Origin of the sequence: Streptomyces sp. NPDC001750 (assembly GCF_042892615.1) — a bacterium.
In the GTDB taxonomy this organism is placed as follows: Bacteria; Actinomycetota; Actinomycetes; order Streptomycetales; family Streptomycetaceae; genus Streptomyces.
On record NZ_JBIAUE010000002.1, the window covers coordinates 122,760 to 141,350 of the forward strand.

The 18,591-nt window shown below is 72.4% G+C and carries 11 protein-coding genes; 2 read left to right on the plus strand and 9 right to left on the minus strand.

The annotated features are described in order from the left end of the window. Positions 1-177 precede the first annotated feature (177 nt). The 5 genes from ffh to ACFYY6_RS03960 form a co-directional block, all read right to left on the minus strand. Positions 178-1,725 carry a signal recognition particle protein gene (gene ffh / locus ACFYY6_RS03940; protein WP_351516820.1) on the minus strand — a complete coding sequence of 516 codons (1,548 nt, stop codon included), beginning with the start codon at positions 1,723-1,725 and terminating at the stop codon, positions 178-180. A gap of 297 nt (positions 1,726-2,022) precedes the next feature. Further along, positions 2,023-4,593, minus strand: coding sequence for a [protein-PII] uridylyltransferase (locus tag ACFYY6_RS03945; protein WP_389191565.1), 2,571 nt, complete (start codon positions 4,591-4,593; stop codon positions 2,023-2,025). 136 nt (positions 4,594-4,729) lie between these two features. Then, on the minus strand, positions 4,730-5,068 hold the full coding sequence (locus ACFYY6_RS03950; RefSeq protein WP_351516817.1) for a P-II family nitrogen regulator: 339 nt from the start codon (positions 5,066-5,068) through the stop codon (positions 4,730-4,732). Continuing rightward, complete coding sequence (locus tag ACFYY6_RS03955) at positions 5,065-6,423, minus strand: ammonium transporter (protein WP_389191568.1); 1,359 nt, start codon at positions 6,421-6,423, stop codon at positions 5,065-5,067. Before ACFYY6_RS03955 ends, ACFYY6_RS03950 begins: the two co-directional genes overlap by 4 nt. Positions 6,424-6,956: 533 nt before the next feature. After that, on the minus strand, positions 6,957-8,432 hold the full coding sequence (locus tag ACFYY6_RS03960) for a hypothetical protein (protein WP_351516814.1): 1,476 nt from the start codon (positions 8,430-8,432) through the stop codon (positions 6,957-6,959). A 444-nt stretch (positions 8,433-8,876) separates the two neighbouring features. On the opposite strand from ACFYY6_RS03960, the gene ACFYY6_RS03965 reads away from it, so the two are divergent. Then, positions 8,877-9,536: a bifunctional DNA primase/polymerase gene (locus ACFYY6_RS03965; protein WP_351516813.1), complete on the plus strand. Its 660-nt coding sequence runs from the start codon at positions 8,877-8,879 to the stop codon at positions 9,534-9,536. 207 nt (positions 9,537-9,743) lie between these two features. Here the strand turns inward: ACFYY6_RS03965 and ftsY are convergent, their stop codons facing one another. Next, positions 9,744-10,955: a signal recognition particle-docking protein FtsY gene (ftsY, locus tag ACFYY6_RS03970; RefSeq protein WP_351629623.1), complete on the minus strand. Its 1,212-nt coding sequence runs from the start codon at positions 10,953-10,955 to the stop codon at positions 9,744-9,746. Between the two features lie 509 nt (positions 10,956-11,464). On the opposite strand from ftsY, the gene ACFYY6_RS03975 reads away from it, so the two are divergent. After that, positions 11,465-12,433, plus strand: a complete 969-nt coding sequence (locus ACFYY6_RS03975; protein ID WP_351516811.1) for an LLM class flavin-dependent oxidoreductase — start codon at positions 11,465-11,467, stop codon at positions 12,431-12,433. 52 nt (positions 12,434-12,485) lie between these two features. Here ACFYY6_RS03975 and ACFYY6_RS03980 read toward each other — a convergent pair whose 3' ends face one another. From ACFYY6_RS03980 to ACFYY6_RS03990, 3 genes are all read right to left on the minus strand, one after another. Next, on the minus strand, positions 12,486-13,904 hold the full coding sequence (locus ACFYY6_RS03980; RefSeq protein ID WP_386608154.1) for a sugar porter family MFS transporter: 1,419 nt from the start codon (positions 13,902-13,904) through the stop codon (positions 12,486-12,488). Between the two features lie 244 nt (positions 13,905-14,148). Beyond that, complete coding sequence (locus ACFYY6_RS03985) at positions 14,149-17,796, minus strand: AAA family ATPase (RefSeq protein ID WP_351516807.1); 3,648 nt, start codon at positions 17,794-17,796, stop codon at positions 14,149-14,151. 446 nt (positions 17,797-18,242) lie between these two features. Then, positions 18,243-18,455 (minus strand): hypothetical protein, encoded by a 213-nt coding sequence (locus ACFYY6_RS03990; RefSeq protein ID WP_073784849.1) that lies wholly within the window; start codon positions 18,453-18,455, stop codon positions 18,243-18,245. Between the last annotated feature and the right edge of the window lie 136 nt (positions 18,456-18,591).

Below are 18,591 nucleotides of genomic sequence, written 5' to 3' on the forward strand. Positions count from 1 at the left end.
TCGCCCCCGGTTCCCCCCGTAGGTTCCCGCCACCCCCGGGGCACGCTCACCGGGCGGTGGTGCACCCCCCCCCCCCCGCCTTCCAGGAGTCGTTCGCTGGAATCCGGGGACGGCGGGCGCCCCTCGCATACGGGATACGGGCCGCCGCACGGCCCGCGTCCTCGGCCGGCGGCGCGGTCAGCCCATGAACTTCTTGAACTCGTCCGGCAGCTCGAAGCCCTTGTCCCCCGGGGCCGGAAGGCCGGGCGCACCGCCCTGCGCGGCCTGGGCGCGTCGGGCGGCGGCGGCCTGCTCCTCGGCCTTGCGCTTCATCGGGTTGCCGCTCTTGCGCTTGCCCTTGGCCTGCTTGACCTGCTTCTTCTGACGGCCGGGACCACCACCCATGCCGGGCATCCCCGGCATACCAGGCATCCCGCCGCCCTGCGCCATCTTCGACATCATCTTGCGCGCGTCGAAGAACCGCTCCACCAGGTTCTTCACCGCGCTGACCTCGACGCCGGAACCCTTGGCGATGCGCGCCCGGCGCGAGCCGTTGATGATCGTCGGCTCGGCCCGCTCCTTCGGGGTCATCGACTTGATGATCGCGGCGGTGCGGTCCACGTCGCGCTCGTCGATGTTGTTGATCTGGTCCTTGATCTGCCCCATGCCGGGCAGCATCCCGAGCAGCTTGGAGATGGAGCCCATCTTCCTGACCTGCTCCATCTGGGCCAGGAAGTCGTCGAGCGTGAAGTCCTGCCCCTTCTTGGACGCCAGCTTGGAGGCCATCTTGGCGGCCTCTTCCTGGCTGAAGGTCTTCTCCGCCTGCTCGATCAGGGTGAGCAGGTCACCCATGTCGAGGATGCGGGACGCCATGCGGTCGGGGTGGAAGGCGTCGAAGTCGTCGAGCTTCTCACCGTTCGACGCGAACATGATCTGCTTGCCCGTGACATGGGCGATCGACAGGGCCGCACCACCGCGGGCGTCGCCGTCGAGCTTGGAGAGCACCACGCCGTCGAAGCCGACGCCGTCGCGGAACGCCTCGGCGGTGTTGACCGCGTCCTGACCGATCATCGCGTCGACGACGAAGAGGATCTCGTCGGGGCTGACGGCGTCACGGATGTCCGCGGCCTGCTGCATCAGCTCCTGGTCGATACCGAGACGGCCGGCGGTGTCGACGATCACGACGTCGTACTGCTTGGACCGGGCGTGCTCGATCGAGTCCTTGGCGACCTGGACCGGGTCGCCGACGCCGTTGCCCGGCTCGGGGGCGTACACCGCGACACCGGCGCGGTCGGCGACGACGCTGAGCTGGTTGACGGCGTTGGGGCGCTGGAGGTCACAGGCGACGAGCAGCGGGGAGTGGCCCTGGCCCTTGAGCCAGCGGCCGAGCTTTCCGGCCAGGGTGGTCTTACCGGCACCCTGGAGACCCGCGAGCATGATCACGGTCGGCGGGTTCTTGGCGAACCGCAGCCGCCGGGTCTCGCCACCGAGGATGGAGACGAGCTCCTCGTTGACGATCTTGACGACCTGCTGGGCCGGGTTCAGCGCCTGGGAGACCTCGGCACCGCGCGCCCGCTCCTTGACGTTGGCGATGAAGGCCCGGACGACGGGGAGGGCTACGTCCGCTTCGAGCAGGGCGATACGGATCTCGCGTGCCGTGGCGTCGATGTCCGCCTCGGACAAGCGGCCCTTGCCCCGGAGGTTCTTGAAAGTCGCGCTAAGACGGTCGGAGAGAGTATCGAACACGGCGCTCGTCGGTCCTCGGGGTCGGGGGCATAGCAGATCGCTCTCTAGAGTATCCGGCTCGGGCGAGCGGCAGCCCTTGCCCGCCCTCTCCGGCCGACGAGGGCCGCAGCGCGGCGGTGGCGGGGAGCGGTGTCCGCCCCGGCGGGGAGCGGGATGTCCGCCCCGGGCGCGCACGCGGGGGACGGCGATCGACGCCGGAACGTCCTGCGGCCGACAGGGAACACGTCCATCGGCATCCGCCCGGTGTCCACCCGGACGAGCACGCCGTCCACGGGGGCGAGCGCGCTCCCCCACGCCTCACCGCAAGGCATCCTCCAGAGCCTTCGCGAGGGTCGCCGCCTCCTCGTCCGTCGGCACCGAGCCGTCCTCCCGTGTGACGTAGACCGTGTCCACCGCGTTCGCCCCCAGCGTCGACACACGCGCGCCGCGTACCCGCACCGCGCACCCCTCGAGCGCGCGGCCGATCCGGTGCAGCAGCCCGGGGGCGTCCTGTGCCCGCACCTCGATCACCGTCGCCAGCCGTGAGGCGGCCGGCGCGACCGTCACCCTGGGCGGCGGAGCCTGTGCCCCGCGCCGCCTCGGCCGGGCCGCCTCGCGCTCGGCCAGGCGGGCGCCGAGGTCCAGGCCGCCGTCCAGGGCCCGTACCAGATCGGCGCGGAGCCGGGCGGCCTGCGGCAGGGAGCCGTACTCGGCCGCGACCCGCCAGCGCAGCAGGAGCAGGCACGGGCCGCCGGGTGCGCCGACGGCGGCCTCGGCGACCCCGGCGGGGAGTTCCAGGGTGCGCAGGTCGGCGGCGCGCACGGTGAGCCGGTGCAGAGCGAGGACGCCCGCGGTGGCGGGAAGCACGCCGGGGCGGTCGGGCAGGACGACGAGGAGTTCGGCACCGACCGGTTCCGGTGTGCCGTCCGGATCCGGTGCGCGGCCCCGAGCCGGATCGCGGTCCGGATGCGGTGTGCCGTCCCGAACCGGTTCGCCCTCCCGGGCCGGGGTCCCTGTCCGGGCGTGCAGGGCGAGGGCGGGCCCGCCGGTGCGCAGGGTCTCGACGGCGAGCCGTTCCTCCTCGGCGTCGGGCCCGGCGGGTTCCGGTCCCTCGGGTTCCCGGCCGGCGAGCACGGCGGCGACGCGCCCGACGAGGTCGTCGACGAGCTGGGCGCGCCAGGCGGACCAGGCGGCGGGGCCGGTGGCGAGGGCGTCCGCCTCCGTGAGGGCGTGCAGGAGCTCCAGGGTGGACGGGGTGGAGACGGCCTCGGCGACGGAGCGGACGGTCGCGGGGTCGTCCAGGTCGCGCCGGGTCGCGGTCCCTACGAGCAGCAGGTGATGGCGTACGAGGGTGGCGATCACGCCCACGTCGTGCCGGTCGAATCCGATCCGGGCCGCCGTGTCGCGGGCGATGACCTCACCGGTGACCGAATGGTCGCCCGGCCGGCCTTTGCCGATGTCGTGCAGGAGCGCGGCGACGAGCAGGAGGTCGGGCCGCCCGACGCGCCGGGTGAGCGAGGAGGCCCGGACCGCCGTCTCGACGAGGTGGCGGTCGACGGTCCAGGTGTGGACGGGGTTGCGCTGGGGGCGGCAGCGGACGCGTTCCCAGTCCGGGAGCAGTCGGCCGATCAGCCCCTCGGCTTCGAGCGCCTCCCAGACGGGGACGGCGGCCTCGCCCGCGCCGAGGAGGATGACGAGTTCCTCGCGGGCCTCGGCAGGCCAGGGCACCGGGAGCGGGCGGGCGGTGGCGGCGAGGCGGCGTACGGCGTGCCGGGAGAGCACGAGCCCGGAACGGGCCGCCGCCGCGGCGGCGCGCAACGGCAGCACCGGGTCGCGTTCGGGGCGGGCTGTGCGGGCGAGGACGGCCTCGCCGTCGGCCTCGACCACGCCGTCGGCGAGCGGGGTGCGCTCGGTCCCCGCGGGCCTGCCGCCGCCGAGGGGGGCACGCGGCCGGTGGCGGGCGGAGCGGGCGCGCAGGACGCGGTCGACCTCGCGCCAGGTGGTGTCCGCCGCGTACGAGACCGTGCCGGCGGCCTCGTACACCTGCCGGAGCAGGGCGTCGGCGTCGAGGAGTCCGAGGGCGGCGGCGACCTGGTCCTGTTCCTGGAGGGCGAGGCGGTCGGTGGCGCGGCCGGTGGCGAGGTGGAGTGCGTCCCTGGTGTCGAGGAGGGCGCGGCGGGCCCCGGCGAGGCCCTCGCGAGGGGCGTCGGCGATCCACGAGGCGGCCACGGCCCGCAGGGCGGTGAGGTCGCGCAGTCCGCCGCGCGACTCCTTGAGGTCGGGTTCGAGGAGGAAGCGCAGCTCGCCGTGGTGTTCGGCCCGTGCGCGGCAGAGTTCGGCGAGGGCGGGGAGCCGCCCGGGAGCCGTCTCGCGCCAGTCGGCGAGGACCGCGGTGCGCAGGGCGGCGACGAGGCCCGGGTCCCCGGCGACCGGTCGGGCGTCCAGCAGTCCGAGCTGGACCCTGAGGTCCCGGCCGGCCGTCCGGCGGGCTTCCGCGAGGGTGCGTACGGAGTGGTCGAGCGCGATGCCGAGGTCCCAGACGGGGTACCAGAGGTGGTCGGCGAGGGCGGCGACGGCTCCGGCGTCGGCCCTGCCGTCGTGCAGGAGCAGCAGATCGAGGTCGCTGCGCGGGGAGAGTTCGCCGCGTCCGTAGCCGCCGACCGCGACGAGGGCGGCGCCCCCGACGCCGACCCGCCCGGCGGCGGTGGTGAACAGTGCGGTGAGCCAGTCGTCGGTGAGCGACGCGAGGGCGGTGCGGCGCCGTGGCCCGGACCGCTCCGCCGCCCGGAGGAGGCGCAGCCGGGCCGCCGCGTAGCCGCCGTGCCCCGAGGCCGTGGATCCGATGGTCGCATCGGCGTTCACGTCGGGGGTCGCTTCGGTGCTCGTCATCCGGGTGCCTTTCGTTTCGGGGCCCCGGGGAGGCCGTGCGGGCCGCCCCGGGGTCCGGGCCGGTCCCGGGCGGCGTGCGCCCGGTCCTCGGCCGGCCGGAACGCGCCCCAGCACGCGTCCGGTCGGAGATGGTCCGTCAGAGCGCGTCCGGGCCGCGCTCGCCCGTCCGGACCCGGACGGCGGTGTCGACCGGCACGCTCCAGACCTTGCCGTCGCCGATCTTGCCGGTCCGGGCGGCCTTCACCACGACGTCGATGAGCTGCTCGGCGTCCTCGTCCTCGACGAGGACCTCGATGCGGATCTTGGGAACGAGGTCGACGGTGTACTCGGCGCCCCGGTAGACCTCGGTGTGGCCGCGTTGCCGACCGTATCCGCTGGCCTCCGTGAGCGTGAGTCCCTGGACGCCGAAGGCGTGCAGGGCCTCCTTGATCTCGTCGAGCCGGTGCGGTTTCACGACCGCCGTGATGAGCTTCATGCGTCCACCTTCCTGGTGTGCCGTACCGCCGTGGAGCCGGATCCCGGGGCCGTGGCTGCGGCGCGCGGCGACATTCCGCCGCCCGCTCCACCGAAGTCGTACGCGGTCTCGGCGTGTTGGGCCCGGTCGACACCGGAGATCTCGTCGTCCTCGCCGACCCGCATCCCAATCGTCCGGTCCAGGAGGAAGGCCAGGGCCGCGGAGACGACCAGGGAGTACGCGAGGACGGAGAAGACCCCGACGGCCTGCTTGCCCAGCTGTTCGAGGCCACCGCCGTAGAAGAGGCCCTTGGCGTGGGACTGGACGCCGCCGGTGGCGAAGAGACCGACGAGGAGGGAGCCGACGACACCGCCGACGAGGTGGACGCCCACGACGTCCAGGGAGTCGTCGTAGCCGAACCGGTACTTCAGGCCGACGGCCATGGCGCACAGCACCCCGGCGACGGCCCCGACCGCGAGGGCGCCGAGCGGGCTGACGGCGCCGCCGGACGGTGTGATGGCGACGAGGCCCGCGACCGCGCCGGAGGCCGCGCCGAGCGTGGTGAAGGAGCCGTGGCGGAGCTTCTCGTAGGCGAGCCAGGAGAGCATCGCGGCGGCGGCGGCGACCTGGGTGTTGACGAACATGACCGCGGCGACGCCGTCGTCGTTGCCCAGCCACGATCCGGCGTTGAAGCCGAACCAGCCGAACCAGAGCAGTCCGGCGCCGAGCATCACCAGCGGCAGGCTGTGCGGCCGCATCGGGTCCTTGGCGAAGCCGACGCGCCTGCCGATGACGAGGACGACGCCGAGGGCGGCGGCGCCCGCGTTGATGTGGACGGCCGTGCCGCCCGCGAAGTCGATGACGCCCATCTCGTAGAGCCAGCCGCCCGAGCCCCAGACCCAGTGGGCCACGGGGAAGTACACGACGGAGGCCCACAGCGTGACGAACAGGGCCCAGGAGGTGAACTTCACCCGGTCGGCGAGGGCGCCGCTGATCAGTGCCGGGGTGATGACGGCGAACATCAGCTGGAAGACGGCGAAGACGTACACGGGGATGGTGCTGCCGTCCCAGAGCCGGTTCGGGCCGATCCCGCTCAGACCCACGTAGTCCGAGGCCCAGCCGACGACCGAACCGACGTCGTTGCCGAAGACGACACTGAACCCGTAGAGCACCCACAGGACGGTGACGATCCCGAGGCTGATGAAGCTCATCATCAGCATGTTGAGGGTGCTCTTGACGCGGACCATTCCGCCGTAGAAGAAGGCCAGGGCCGGGGTCATGAGCATCACCAGGGCCGAGCAGATGAGCATGAACCCGGTGTTGGCGGCAGACAGGCTCGGGGGGTCTGCGGCGAGCGTCGTGATGCCTGGGGGCATCGGCGCCTCCTCGTCGTCGGAGCGGCCGCGGCGCGACGGACGGGCCGTGTGCGCAACCGCTGGGGAGGACCCGTGCGGGACCGTCGGGAACGCCGCGTGCGGGACCGTTGGGAAGGAAAGGACAGGTGCGGACCGCGGGGAAAGGGTGCGGGCCGTCGTGCACCACGAGACTCGCCCGGCGCGGTTTCCGGCGATGCCGCACGGTGTTTCACGGCGGTGACGAACGAGTCCGGTGTGTTAAGTCCCCATGAACCGCCGATGGCGCCCGCGCCCCGGGTGCGTGCGACGCCCGATGCCGCGCACGGGCCGCTCCGGCGCCCGCGAGCAGGGCCCGGCCGGACCCCTTCCGTGTCCCGCCGGGCTCACGCCCCGGCTTCGCGCACCGGCCTCCTGCGCACGCTTCGCGTCGGCTCCCGCACCGGGGGCGGGAACGCGAACCGGCCACGCCGTCCGCCCCGCGACCTGGCGATTGGGGGAGCCGAAGTCGATGTGTGCGGGGCGGCCGTCGTGGCCGGTGTCCGGGGCGCCGCTCGTCAAACCGCCTCGGCGGTTTCGGGCAGCTGCTCGGTGAGGAGGTCGGTCAGCCTGGCGACCTCGGGGATGTCCCCGAAGTCCCTGGCCGCGGTGTCGACGGTCTTGCGGAGTCGGGTGTTGACGCGTTCGGAACGGATCTTCTTCGCGACCCGGAGCGCCTGCTCGGCGAGCATCGTGGACTCTTCGGGCTCGCGTTTGAGCAGGTGGACGGTGGCGAGACCGATCAGGTTGAGCGCGTAGGACCGCTGATGCTCGTCGTCCTCGCTGAACAACTGGACCGCCTTGCGCATGCGCGGCTCGGCGAGCCCGGCGTACGTGGGCCGGCGGCCCGCGATGTAGGCGAGGTCGCGGAACGAGTGGGAGTTCTCGCCGTTGAGCTCGGCCTCCGAGAAGAAGCGGATCCAGTCGGGTTCGGGCTCGCCGTCGATCCCGACGTCGAGGAACGTGTCCTCGGCCATCCGGACGGCCCGCTTGCACTTGGCCGCCTGGCCCATGTTGGCGTACGCGCGGGCCTCCATCGCGTACAGCATGGCCTGGGTGCGCGGGGTGGCGCAGTCGCGGCTGCCGTACTGGGCGAGGTGGATCAGTTCGAGGGCGTCGTCGGGCCGTCCGAGGTGGATCATCTGCCGGCTCATGCTGGACAGAACATACGAACCGAGCGGTTTGTCCCCGGCCTCTTTCGACGCGTGCAGCGCCAGAACGAAGTACTTCTGGGCCGTGGGCTGGAGACCGACGTCGTAGCTCATCCAGCCCGCCAGCTCGGCCAGCTCGGCCGCGCAGCGGAAGAGGCGCTTGGCGGTGGCCTCCGGCTGGGGCTCCTGCAGGAGGTCGGTGACCTCGTGGAGCTGGCCGACGACGGCCTTGCGGCGCAGACCGCCGCCGCACTGCGCGTCCCACTGGCGGAACATCGCCGTGGTCGACTCCAGCAGGTCGAGCTCGGGCCCCGAGAGCTTGGAGGGACGACGGGCCGCCGCGGCCGGCTCGGGCTCCGCGGGTCCGGAGGCGGTCACGGGCACCAGCCAGCGCTGCATGGGTTCGACGAGGGCGGGTCCGGCGGCGAGGGCGAGCGAGGACCCGAGGAATCCGCGCCGCGCGAGCATCAGATCGCTGCGGGAGAACTCGCTGAGCAGGGCGACGGTCTGCGGTCCGGCCCAGGGCAGATCGACCCCGGACACGGACGGCGACTGGTGCGCGGCGCGCAGTCCGAGATCCTCGACCGCCACGACCGAACCGAAACGCTCCGAGAACAGCTCGGACAGAATGCGCGGAATGGGCTCGCGCGGCTGCTCGCCGTCGAGCCAGCGCCGCACCCGGGAGGTGTCGGTGCTGATGTGATGCGCACCCATTTGCCGCGCCCGCCGATTGACCTGCCGCGCCAGCTCGCCCTTCGACCAGCCGCTGCGCACGAACCACGAGCTCAATTGCTCGTTGGGGCGCTTACCGGCATTCGTATCGCCTGCGCCGCTGCCACTCACTGGAACGCCCCCATCCCGCTGAAACCGTCGCGATCCCGACGAACGCTGTCGCGCGAACCGCTATCAGAATGCCCTGATCCGATGACGCCCATACGGAGACTGCACGCGATCGAACAGGAAATCGGGTTGCCTCCGGCATACCCATGCGCGCACATACTTCCATGGTTCGTGTACCGACGGTAATCCTACGATCACCACCTCGGCGAGGGTGCTCACGGAAACGCCACCATTCGCCACCCCTTCGGATGAACGCGAACGCCACCAGGCGCGATTCACTTGACACACGGTCGATCAATTGTGGTTGCAGCGACGCACGAAAGGGGCGCGCGGCTCACGCCGCGCCACCGCGTGCGCACCGGCGCATCACGGATCGCGACGACGACGGGGTGTCATGCCGTCATTCCGCGTCGTAACCACCGGCGAGTCGGACCCGTTGGAGGGGGCATGGGCTTCACGATCGGCGGCATCCGCGAGATGCGCACCGGCTCACGACGCCGCGGCCGCACGGCCGAGAGCACGGCGGTGGCCGAGTACACAGGACTGTGGGGCTGGGCCGTGGCACCCGGAGCGCGCGTCGTGGACGGCCGCTGCTCGTGCGGGAAGGACCGGTGCCCCTCCCCCGGCGCCCATCCCCTCGACTTCGCGCCCGAGATCCCGCCGGGCGCCGCGCTCGACGCGGCGGTGGAGGCGTGGGCCCGGGTGCCGGGCGCCTCGCTGCTGCTGCCCGTGGGGCGCGGCTTCGACGTGCTGGACGTCGCGGAGGCCGCCGGGCGCCGGGCCCTGGCGCGCATGGAACGGATGGGGCTGCCGCTCGGCCCCGTCGTGCTGACGCCTTCGGGGCGGGCGCGGTTCTTCGTCGCCCCGGGCGCCGCCGCCGAGCTCCCGCGTCTGCTCTACCGGATGGGCTGGGACGACGCGGGGCTGGACCTCCGGGCGCTGGGCCCGGGCCGCCACATCACGGCCCCGCCGTCCGACGAGGGTGGTCTCGGCCCCGCCCGGTGGCTGCGCCCGCCGGTGCTGGACACGGCGGCCGCGCCGCCCCCGGCCCGGCTGCTGCTGGGCACGCTGGCGTACAGCTGCCATCGCGCCCCCCTGCGCGGCTGACGTCGGCGCGCCTCCCCGCGCATTCGGGGGTCTCGCGCGCGCATTCGGGCGCCCCCCGCGCGCATTCGTGGCGTCCTCTCACAAGAGGGTCCGACACCCGGAAGGGTCCGGCACGAAATCGGACCCTGGAGAGGATCCGGCACGAAAGAGCCCGACCGCCGGCGTTCCGGCGGTCGGGCTTCTTCGCGAACGGGGACGGCGCGGGCGTCAGTCCCCGATCAGGGCGTCCACGAACGCCTCCGGCTCGAACGGCGCCAGGTCGTCCGGTCCCTCGCCGAGGCCGACCAGCTTCACCGGTACGCCCAGCTCGCGCTGCACGGCGACGACGATGCCGCCCTTCGCGGTGCCGTCCAGCTTCGTCAGCACGATGCCGGTGATGTCGACGACCTCGGCGAACACCCGGGCCTGCACCAGGCCGTTCTGCCCGGTCGTCGCGTCGAGGACGAGCAGGATCTCGTCGAGCGGCCCGTGCTTCTCGACGACCCGCTTGACCTTGCCGAGCTCGTCCATGAGGCCGGTCTTGGTGTGCAGCCGCCCGGCGGTGTCGATGAGGACGACATCGGCGCCCTCGGCGATGCCCTCCTTCACCGCGTCGAAGGCGATCGACGCCGGGTCGCCGCCCTCCGGGCCCCGGACGGTACGGGCGCCGACGCGCTCGCCCCAGGTCTGGAGCTGGTCTGCGGCGGCGGCACGGAAGGTGTCGGCCGCGCCGAGCACGACGCTGCGGCCGTCGGCGACGAGCACCCGGGCCAGCTTGCCGGTGGTGGTGGTCTTGCCGGTGCCGTTGACGCCGACGACCATCACCACACCGGGGGTGTCCAGGCCGCTCTCGGTCTTGACCGCACGGTCGGCGTCGGTGCCGATCAGCGTGAGGAGCTCCTCGCGCAGCAGGGCGCGGAGCCCTTCGGGGGTACGGGTGCCGAGGACGCGGACGCGCTCGCGGAGCCGTTCCACCAGCTCCTGGGTGGGGGCGACGCCGACGTCCGCGGTGAGGAGGGTGTCCTCGACCTCCTCCCAGGTCTCCTCGTCGAGGTTGTCCCGGGACAGGAGCGTGAGAAGCCCCTTGCCGAGGGTGTTCTGCGAGCGGGCGAGCCGGGCGCGCAGCCGGACGAGCCGGCCGGCGGTGGGCTCGGGTACTTCGAGGGCGGGGACGGCGAGCGCCTCCGGCCCGACCTCCTCGACGGCCTCCACGGCGGGCGCCTCGGCCGTGGGGGGAGCGACCTCCTCGATGGTGCGGCGCGGTTCCTCGCGCGGCGTCTCGGCTTCCTCGCCGACTTGGGGCTCGGCGGGAGGAGTGATGGTCGGCGTGCTCGGCGGCGCCGGGGGCAGCTGCTTCTTCTTGCGGCCGCTGACCACGAGCCCGCTGATCACGCCGACCGCGACCAGGGCGATGACTACAGCAAGGATGACGAATTCCATAACCCGTCCAGTATCAGCCACACCCGGCCGTGCGGGCCGCCCCGAGGAGCGGGCCGCGCGAGGCGCCACGGAGAATCACCCGCACTCCCACATGGCCGTCATGCACTTTTTCATGACATCTGCGGCAAATATACGATCACGTCCGCGGAGACCCGCGACCTGGAACCCGCCCCCGACAGCCAACGCACCGGCCGGGTCCGGACCCCCTTCCCCCCACCTGGGCCGGTGCGAATTCCCCACCTGGTTCGGAGCGCACCCGACCGTGCCGTCGCTCCCCATCGGCGCCGGACCGGAGCGGTTCTCCGGACCGCTCTCCGACACCCGAGCCGGGCGGCACGGGCTGGGGCGGGTGGCCACGATCACCGTCTCCGGGGAGCTGCACGCGGGCCCGCCGCGGCCCGTCGCCGGGCGCGCGGGAGCACCGCGGAACGACACACCCCTACACTTCTGACGGCACGTCAGATAGTGTCCGGCCTCGCCGAGTCCGACCGACGAAGAGGACACGCGTCATGGCCTTCACAGTGGTCCGGTTCAATCTCGTCGATCCCGCCGCAGGCCCCGAGTCGCTCTCGGCGCGCTACCGCGCCTCGCTGGAGATGGCCGCGTACGCCGACGAGCACGGGATCGACACCGTGCAGACCGAGGAGCACCACGGCGCCGAGAACTCCTGGCTGCCCTCCCCCTTCGTCTTCGCCGGGGCGGTCCTCGGCTCCACCCGCCGGATCGCCGTCACCGTCTCGGCGATCATCGGCCCGTTGCACGACCCGCTGCGGCTGGCCGAGGACATCGCGGTCCTGGACCTGCTGGGCGCGGGCCGTCTGATCACGGTGGCAGGGCTCGGATACCGGCCGCAGGAGTACGAACGGGCGGGCGTCGAGTGGACGAACCGCGGCAGGCTCCAGGACGAGCTGCTGGAGACCCTGGTGCGGGCGTGGACCGGGGAGCCGTTCCCGTACCGCGGCCGTACGGTCCGGGTCACGCCGCGCCCCTACACCCGGCCGCACCCTCCGTTGCTGGTGGGCGGCAGTTCGCGGGCGGCGGCGCGGCGTGCGGCGCGGTTCGGTCTCCCGTTCTTCCCGAGCGCGCATCTGCCGGAGCTGGAGGCGTACTACCACGAGCGTCGGGCGGAGCTCGGGACGGACGGGTTCTGCATGATGCCGTCGGCCGAGACGCCCCTGCTGCACGTGTCCGAGGACCCGGACCGGACGTGGGCGGAGCACGGCGAGCACTTCCTGCACGAGGCGCGCACGTACGCCTCCTGGCAGTCCGCGGGTATCCGTTCCGCCGTGCGCTCGGCGGCGGGCACGGTGGGCGCGCTGCGGGACGAGGGCGTCTACCGGGTCGTCACCCCGCGGGAGTGCGCCGCTCTGGCCGGGAAGCTCGACAGTCTGGTGCTGCATCCGCTGTGCGGCGGGATGCCCCTCGATGAGGGGTGGCGCAGCCTGCGGCTGTTCTGCGAGGCGCTCGCGTCGCGCTGATCCGGCGCGCGGGCGGTCCGCGTCCGGAGCGGGGCGCGGGAACGGGCACGGGTCAGCCCATCTCCTCCAGCGCCTTGCCCTTGGTCTCCCGCACGAACCTGAGCACGAACGGGACGGAGAGTGTGGCGAAGCACGCGTAGATGATGTACGTGCCCGAGAGGTTCCAGTCGGACAGGCTCGGGAAGCTCGCGGTGATCAGCCAGTTGGCCATCCACTGCGCGGAGGCGGCGACCCCGAGCGCCGCCGCACGGATCCGGTTCGGGAACATCTCGCCCAGGAAGACCCAGACGACGACGCCCCACGACAGGGCGAAGAAGAGCACGAACACATGGGCCGCGACGAGCGCCACGACGCCCTGGATGTGCGGCAGCTTCCCGCCGACGAGCAGGGCGGAGAAGGCCCATGCCTCGAAAGCGAGGGCGACGGCCATGCCGGTGGAGCCGACCAGCGCGAGCGGCTTGCGCCCCACCCGGTCCACCAGCGTCATCGCGATGACGGTACCGATGATGTTGATGATCGACGTGGTGAACGAGTAGAGGAACGACTCGCTCGGGTCGATGCCGACGGACTGCCACAGCGTCGCCGAGTAGTAGAACGCCACGTTGATGCCGACGAGTTGCTGGAAGACCGAGAGACCGATGCCGATCCAGACGATCGGCAGGAAGCCGAAGCGCCCGCCGAGCAGGTCCTTGAACGTGGACTTGTGTTCCCGGTGCATGGCGGTCTCGATATCGGCCACCCGCGCGTCGAGGTCGACGCCCTTGCCCTCGACCTCCTCCAGGATCCTCCGGGCCCGGTCCTTGCGGCCGATCGAGATCAGGAACCGGGGCGATTCCGGGATCGCCAGCGACAGCAGCCCGTACAGGGCGGCGGGGACGACCATCACACCGAGCATCCACTGCCACGCCTCCAGACCGCCGATCCGGCCGCGCTGATCCCCTCCGGCGAATTGCAGGATGCCGTAGTTGACCAGTTGCGAGATGGCGATGCCGACGACGATTGCCGCCTGCTGGAAGGAGCCGAGGCGGCCCCGGTAGGCGGGCGGCGAGACCTCTGCGATGTACGCGGGGCCGATCACGGACGCCATGCCGATGGCGAAGCCTCCGATGATCCGCCACATGGCCAGGTCCCAGAGCGCGAACGGGAGTGCGGAACCGACGGCGCTGATGGTGAAGAGCACGGCGGCGATCTGCATGCAGCGGATCCGGCCGATGCGGTCGGCGATGCGTCCCGCCGTGGCCGCGCCCAGCGCACAGCCGATCAGGGCGATGGCGATGACCTGGGCGAGTGTCGCCGAGCCGATGGCGTACCGGCTGCGGATCGCCTCCACGGCGCCGTTGATCACCGAACTGTCGTAGCCGAAGAGGAAGCCGCCCATGGCGGCGGCGGCCGTGATGAAGACGACATGGCCGAGGTGATCCGGTTGGGCGGCGCGGGCTCCGGACGCCGGTCCCTGCGCGGTGTCGGTCACATGAACTCCTGATGCCTGTACGCGTCGTCAGGTGCGGGCAACGAGCCGTGCGGGAAGCGTGCTCCCCACAGGGGACACACCCCAGTGGGGCACAACTTTCCGGCTGCCACCACTTGAGGGGGAGCGGACCGTACGACCGTCGCGTTCGGCCCCCGAAGGCGTCGTCGTCGCATCGGCACCCGTCCGTTCGGGACAGCGCGCGAGAGGGGTTGAAGTGTCGAAGACCGACAGACCCCGACGGGGCTCAGCGCAGCCGCTGGCTGATGACCTTGGAGACCCCGTCCCCCTGCATCGAGACGCCGTACAGCGCGTCGGCGACCTCCATCGTCCGCTTCTGATGCGTGATCACGATCAGCTGCGAGCTCTCCTGGAGCTCCTCCATGATCCGGATCAGCCGCTGCAGATTGGTGTCGTCGAGGGCCGCCTCGACCTCGTCCATCACGTAGAACGGGCTGGGCCGGGCCTTGAAGATCGAGACCAGCAGGGCCACCGCCGTCAGCGAGCGCTCCCCGCCGGACAGCAGCGAGAGCCGCTTGACCTTCTTGCCCGGCGGCCGGGCCTCGACGTCCACCCCGGTCGCGAGCATGTTGTCCGGGTCGGTCAGGACGAGCCGCCCCTCACCGCCCGGGAACAGCCGCGAGAACACGCCCTCGAACTCCCGGGCCGTGTCCCGGTACGCCTCCGTGAACACCTGCTCGACCCGCTCGTCGACCTCCTTGATGACCTGCACCAGATGGGCCCGGGTCTTCTTCAGGTCTTCGAGCTGCTCGGAGAGGAACTTGTGCCGCTCCTCCAGGGCCGAGAACTCCTCCAGGGCGAGCGGATTCACCTTTCCGAGTTGCTGATACGCCCGTTCGGCCGCCTTCAGCCGCTTCTCCTGCTCGGCCCTGACGAACGGCCTCGGCCGGTTGCGCGGGTGTCCGGGATCGTCCGGCACCTCCTCGCCCACCGCGGCGGGCGAGGGGGGTACGGGCTGGTCGGGACCGTACTCGGCGACCAGGGCGGCCGGCTCGACGCCCAGCTCCTCCAGCGCCCTCGCCTCCAGCTGCTCCATCCGCAGCCGCTTCTCGGCGCCGAGCACCTCCCCCCGGTGGACCGAGTCGGTGAGCTTGTCCAGCTCGTCCTTGAGCGCGCGGCCCCGGTCGCGCTCGGCCGTCAGCTCTCGTTCGCGCTCCGCCTTCGCCTCCTCGGCCGCGGACCGCTCGCGCTCGGCCCGTACGACGGACACCTCGACGTGGGCGAGCAGCTGACGCGCCCCGGTCGCGACGGCGGAGGCCACGTGGGCCTCGTGACGCCGCCGGGCGCGGCGCCGCTCGGCACGGGCCCGGGCCTCGCGTTCGGCGCGGGCCGCCCGGTCGAGGGAGTCCGCGCGGCCCGCGAGCCCCTTGACCCGCTCCTCGTGGGTACGCACCTGGAGGCGGGCCTCCATCTCGGTCTGCCGGGCGTTGGCCCCGTCGGCGGCGAGCCGGTCGCGCACGGAGGTGTCCGGCTCCTCCTCGATGGGAGTCTCCTGGGCGACGAGCAGCCGTTCGGCCAGTTCCTCGGCCTCCTCCGTCGCCCGGTCGAGGGCTTCCTGGGCACGCGCGGCGGACGCGGTCGTGCGCTCGGCCTCACCCGCCGCGCCACGCGCCTGCCCGGCGAGCCGTCCCAGCCGCTGGGCCACCCCGGACTTCTCCCGTTCGGCGGCCCGGCGCCGTTCCCCCAGTTCCTCGACCTGCCGGGCGCACGCCTCGCGCCGCTCCCCCGCGATCCGCTCGACCTCGGTCAACTCCGCACACCGCACGGCCAGTTCCTCCATCTGGGCGGCGGCCTCGTCGACCGACGCCTGCACTTCGAGGAGGCTGGGCGCCCCGGCGGAACCGCCGTGCGCGAAGTGGGCCGAGAGGATGTCGCCCTCGGCGGTCACGGCGGTCAGTCCGGGATGCTCGGCGACGAGGTCCTCGGCGTCCTCCAGCGTGCCGACCACCACGGTGTCCCGCACCAGTCCGCGTACGGCGTCCACCAGTTCGACGGGGCCGCGGACCAGGTCGGCCACGGCCGGCGGCGTCCCGACCGGTCCCGCACCTGCCCCCTCGGCCAATCCCGCGCCGGCCCCCTCGGCCAATCCCGCGCCGGCCTCCTTGGCCGGTCCCGCGCCGAGACCGTCGGCCGGCCCCGCCACCGGGCCTCCGACGGGGGCGCCCAGCAGCAGGGCCGCCCGCCCCGCGTCCTGCTTGCGCAGCAGCCGGATAGCCTCCGCCGCCGTAGCCGGATCGGTCACCGCGACCGCGTCCGCCGCGGCGCCCAGAGCCGCCGCCACCGCCACCTCGTACCCGGGCTCCACGGACAGGAGCTCCGCGGCCGGCCCGAGCAGGCCGGGCAGCCGGCCCCGTGCGCCGAGCAGCGCGCCCGTGCCGTCCTTGCGGCGCAACCCGAGGGCCAGGGCCTCGTGACGTGCCGCGACGGCCGCCCGCTTCCGTTCGACGGCGGTGGCGGCCTCCCGGGCCGCGGAGAGCGCCGCCTCCGCCTCCGCGAGTTCCCGCCGGGCTTCCTCGTACCGCTCGCCGAGTTCCGCGTCGCCCGCGTCCAGGCCCTCGACCTCGGCCCTGAGCTGCTCGTACTCCTCCTGAGCGGCGACCGCCCGCTCCTGGGCCTCGTCGCGTGCGGCGGCGAGCCGGTCGATCTCGGCCTGGGCCGAAGCGGCCCTGCCACGGGCCGCGTTGGCCTGTCCGCCGAGCCGGGCGAGCCCTTCGCGGCGATCGGCGATGGCCCGGGCGGCGTCCTTGAGCCCGCGCTCCTCGGCGGCCAATCGCCGTTCCAGCTCGGCACGGTGGGCGGCGGTGTCCTCCAGCGCGTGTTCCGCCGCCTCCAGGGCGGCCGTCAGCTCCGCCTCCTGCTCACGGATGCGGGTGGCCTCCCGTTCCATGTCCTCCGGATCACGGCCGCGCCGCTCCTCCTCGACGGGCGCGGTGGCGCTCTTCACCCGGGCATCGGCCAGCGAGATCGTGCCGCGCACCCGTTCGGCCAGCTGCGACAGCTCGTACCAGGTCTGCTGGGCCCGCTGGAGTCGCGGCGCCAGCCGCCGCACCTCGTCCTCCAGGCTCGCCTCGCGCGCCAGAGCCGCCTTGAGCTCCGCCTCCGCGGCCTCCCGGCGCTCCTTGAGCGCCGCCTCGTCCGCGAGTTCGCTGCGCAGCGCGACCCGCAGCGCGACCAGGTCGTCGGCGAGCAACCGCAGCCGTGCGTCGCGCAGATCCGCCTGGATGACGGCGGCCCGCCGTGCCACGGCCGCCTGCCTGCCCAAGGGCTTCAACTGCCGTCGCAGTTCGTCGGTCAGGTCCTGGACGCGGGCCAGATTGGCTCCCATCGCGTCCAGTTTCCGCAGCGCCTTCTCCTTCCGCTTGCGGTGCTTGAGCACACCCGCGGCTTCCTCGATGAACGCGCGCCGCCCCGAGGGGTCGGCGTGGAGCACCGAGTCCAGCTGGCCCTGGCCGACGATGACGTGCATCTCCCGGCCGATACCGGAATCCGAGAGGAGTTCCTGGATGTCCAGGAGCCGGCAGGTGTCACCGTTGATCTGGTACTCGCTGCCGCCGTTGCGGAACATGATCCGAGTGATCGTCACCTCGGCGTATTCGATGGGTAGTGCGCCGTCGGAATTGTCGATGGTCAGCGAGACCTCGGCCCGCCCGAGCGGCGGTCGCCCGGTGGTGCCGGCGAAGATCACGTCCTCCATCTTGCCGCCGCGCAGGGATTTGGCCCCCTGTTCCCCCATGACCCAGGAAAGCGCGTCCACCACATTGGACTTGCCCGACCCGTTCGGGCCGACGACACACGTGATGCCGGGTTCGAACCGCAGCGTCGTGGCGGAGGCGAACGATTTGAAACCACGCAGGGTCAGGGCCTTGAGATGCACGCCGCCGGACTCTACCCTTCGCGCTCGGTTTCACCGATGAAGGTGCAGGGCACATCAGACGGTAAGGGAAGGAATGTATGCCGGGGGGATCGGTCCCCGTGCAGCCTGTGGGCACCATTGCGGTCGGCCCGGCGCACGCGGGAGCCGGAGTGAGAAGCCCGGCCCGGGGCACCGAAAAGGCTCTGCCGAGGGGACCGGAAACCGGTCGCGGAGGAAACCGGTCGCGGAGACCGGGAGAGAAAGAAGGGACGCCGGGGCGCCCCTTGTGAAATCTTGCCGCGTTGTTGCGTATGCGATCTCGCTGGTGCAGCGGCACATGGTGGACCACGGACTTGTCACGCAGGTGACAGTTCAAGAGCGATGATCTTCAATGATCCGGCGACGATCCGGGTGATGATCTCGAACGGTTGACGCGAGCATCCCGACCGGGCCCCGAGGGCCATCGGTCAGGTCAGCGCCGGCTCCGCCCGAGGTACGTCGATGTCCATGCTGTCGAGCAGCGACTCTTGGTGCTGGGCGGCGGCGTTGAGCGCGTCGTTCTCGTGCTGAATCCGTACGAGCTCGGATTCGAGGTCCTGCACGCGCTGCTGGAGCCGTCGCATCTCGGCGAGGAGTCGCGGGTCGGAACCGCCGACGTAACCGAGAAGCGCCTTTGCCATGATGGATGGTCCTCCACACTGAGTGACCGACCGATGCGGTGTGGGTCGTGAGGGATTCGCACCCGCGGTGCTCGGCAGTGCTTCCATTCACTGCTGTTCTGCTGCCAAACAGCTCTGCCGAACAGCTCAGGTGCGC

Excerpts from the sequence above, each read along its gene's own strand:
- ftsY (WP_351629623.1), bottom strand. The coding sequence starts at position 10,955 with ATGGAATTCGTCATCCTTGCTGTAGTCATCGCCCTGGTCGCGGTCGGC.
- ACFYY6_RS03955 (WP_389191568.1), bottom strand. The coding sequence starts at position 6,423 with ATGCCCCCAGGCATCACGACGCTCGCCGCAGACCCCCCGAGCCTGTCT.
- ACFYY6_RS03990 (WP_073784849.1), bottom strand. The coding sequence starts at position 18,455 with ATGGCAAAGGCGCTTCTCGGTTACGTCGGCGGTTCCGACCCGCGACTC.
- ACFYY6_RS03945 (WP_389191565.1), bottom strand. The coding sequence starts at position 4,593 with ATGACGAGCACCGAAGCGACCCCCGACGTGAACGCCGATGCGACCATC.
- ACFYY6_RS03950 (WP_351516817.1), bottom strand. The coding sequence starts at position 5,068 with ATGAAGCTCATCACGGCGGTCGTGAAACCGCACCGGCTCGACGAGATC.
- ACFYY6_RS03965 (WP_351516813.1), top strand. The coding sequence starts at position 8,877 with ATGGGCTTCACGATCGGCGGCATCCGCGAGATGCGCACCGGCTCACGA.
- ACFYY6_RS03975 (WP_351516811.1), top strand. The coding sequence starts at position 11,465 with ATGGCCTTCACAGTGGTCCGGTTCAATCTCGTCGATCCCGCCGCAGGC.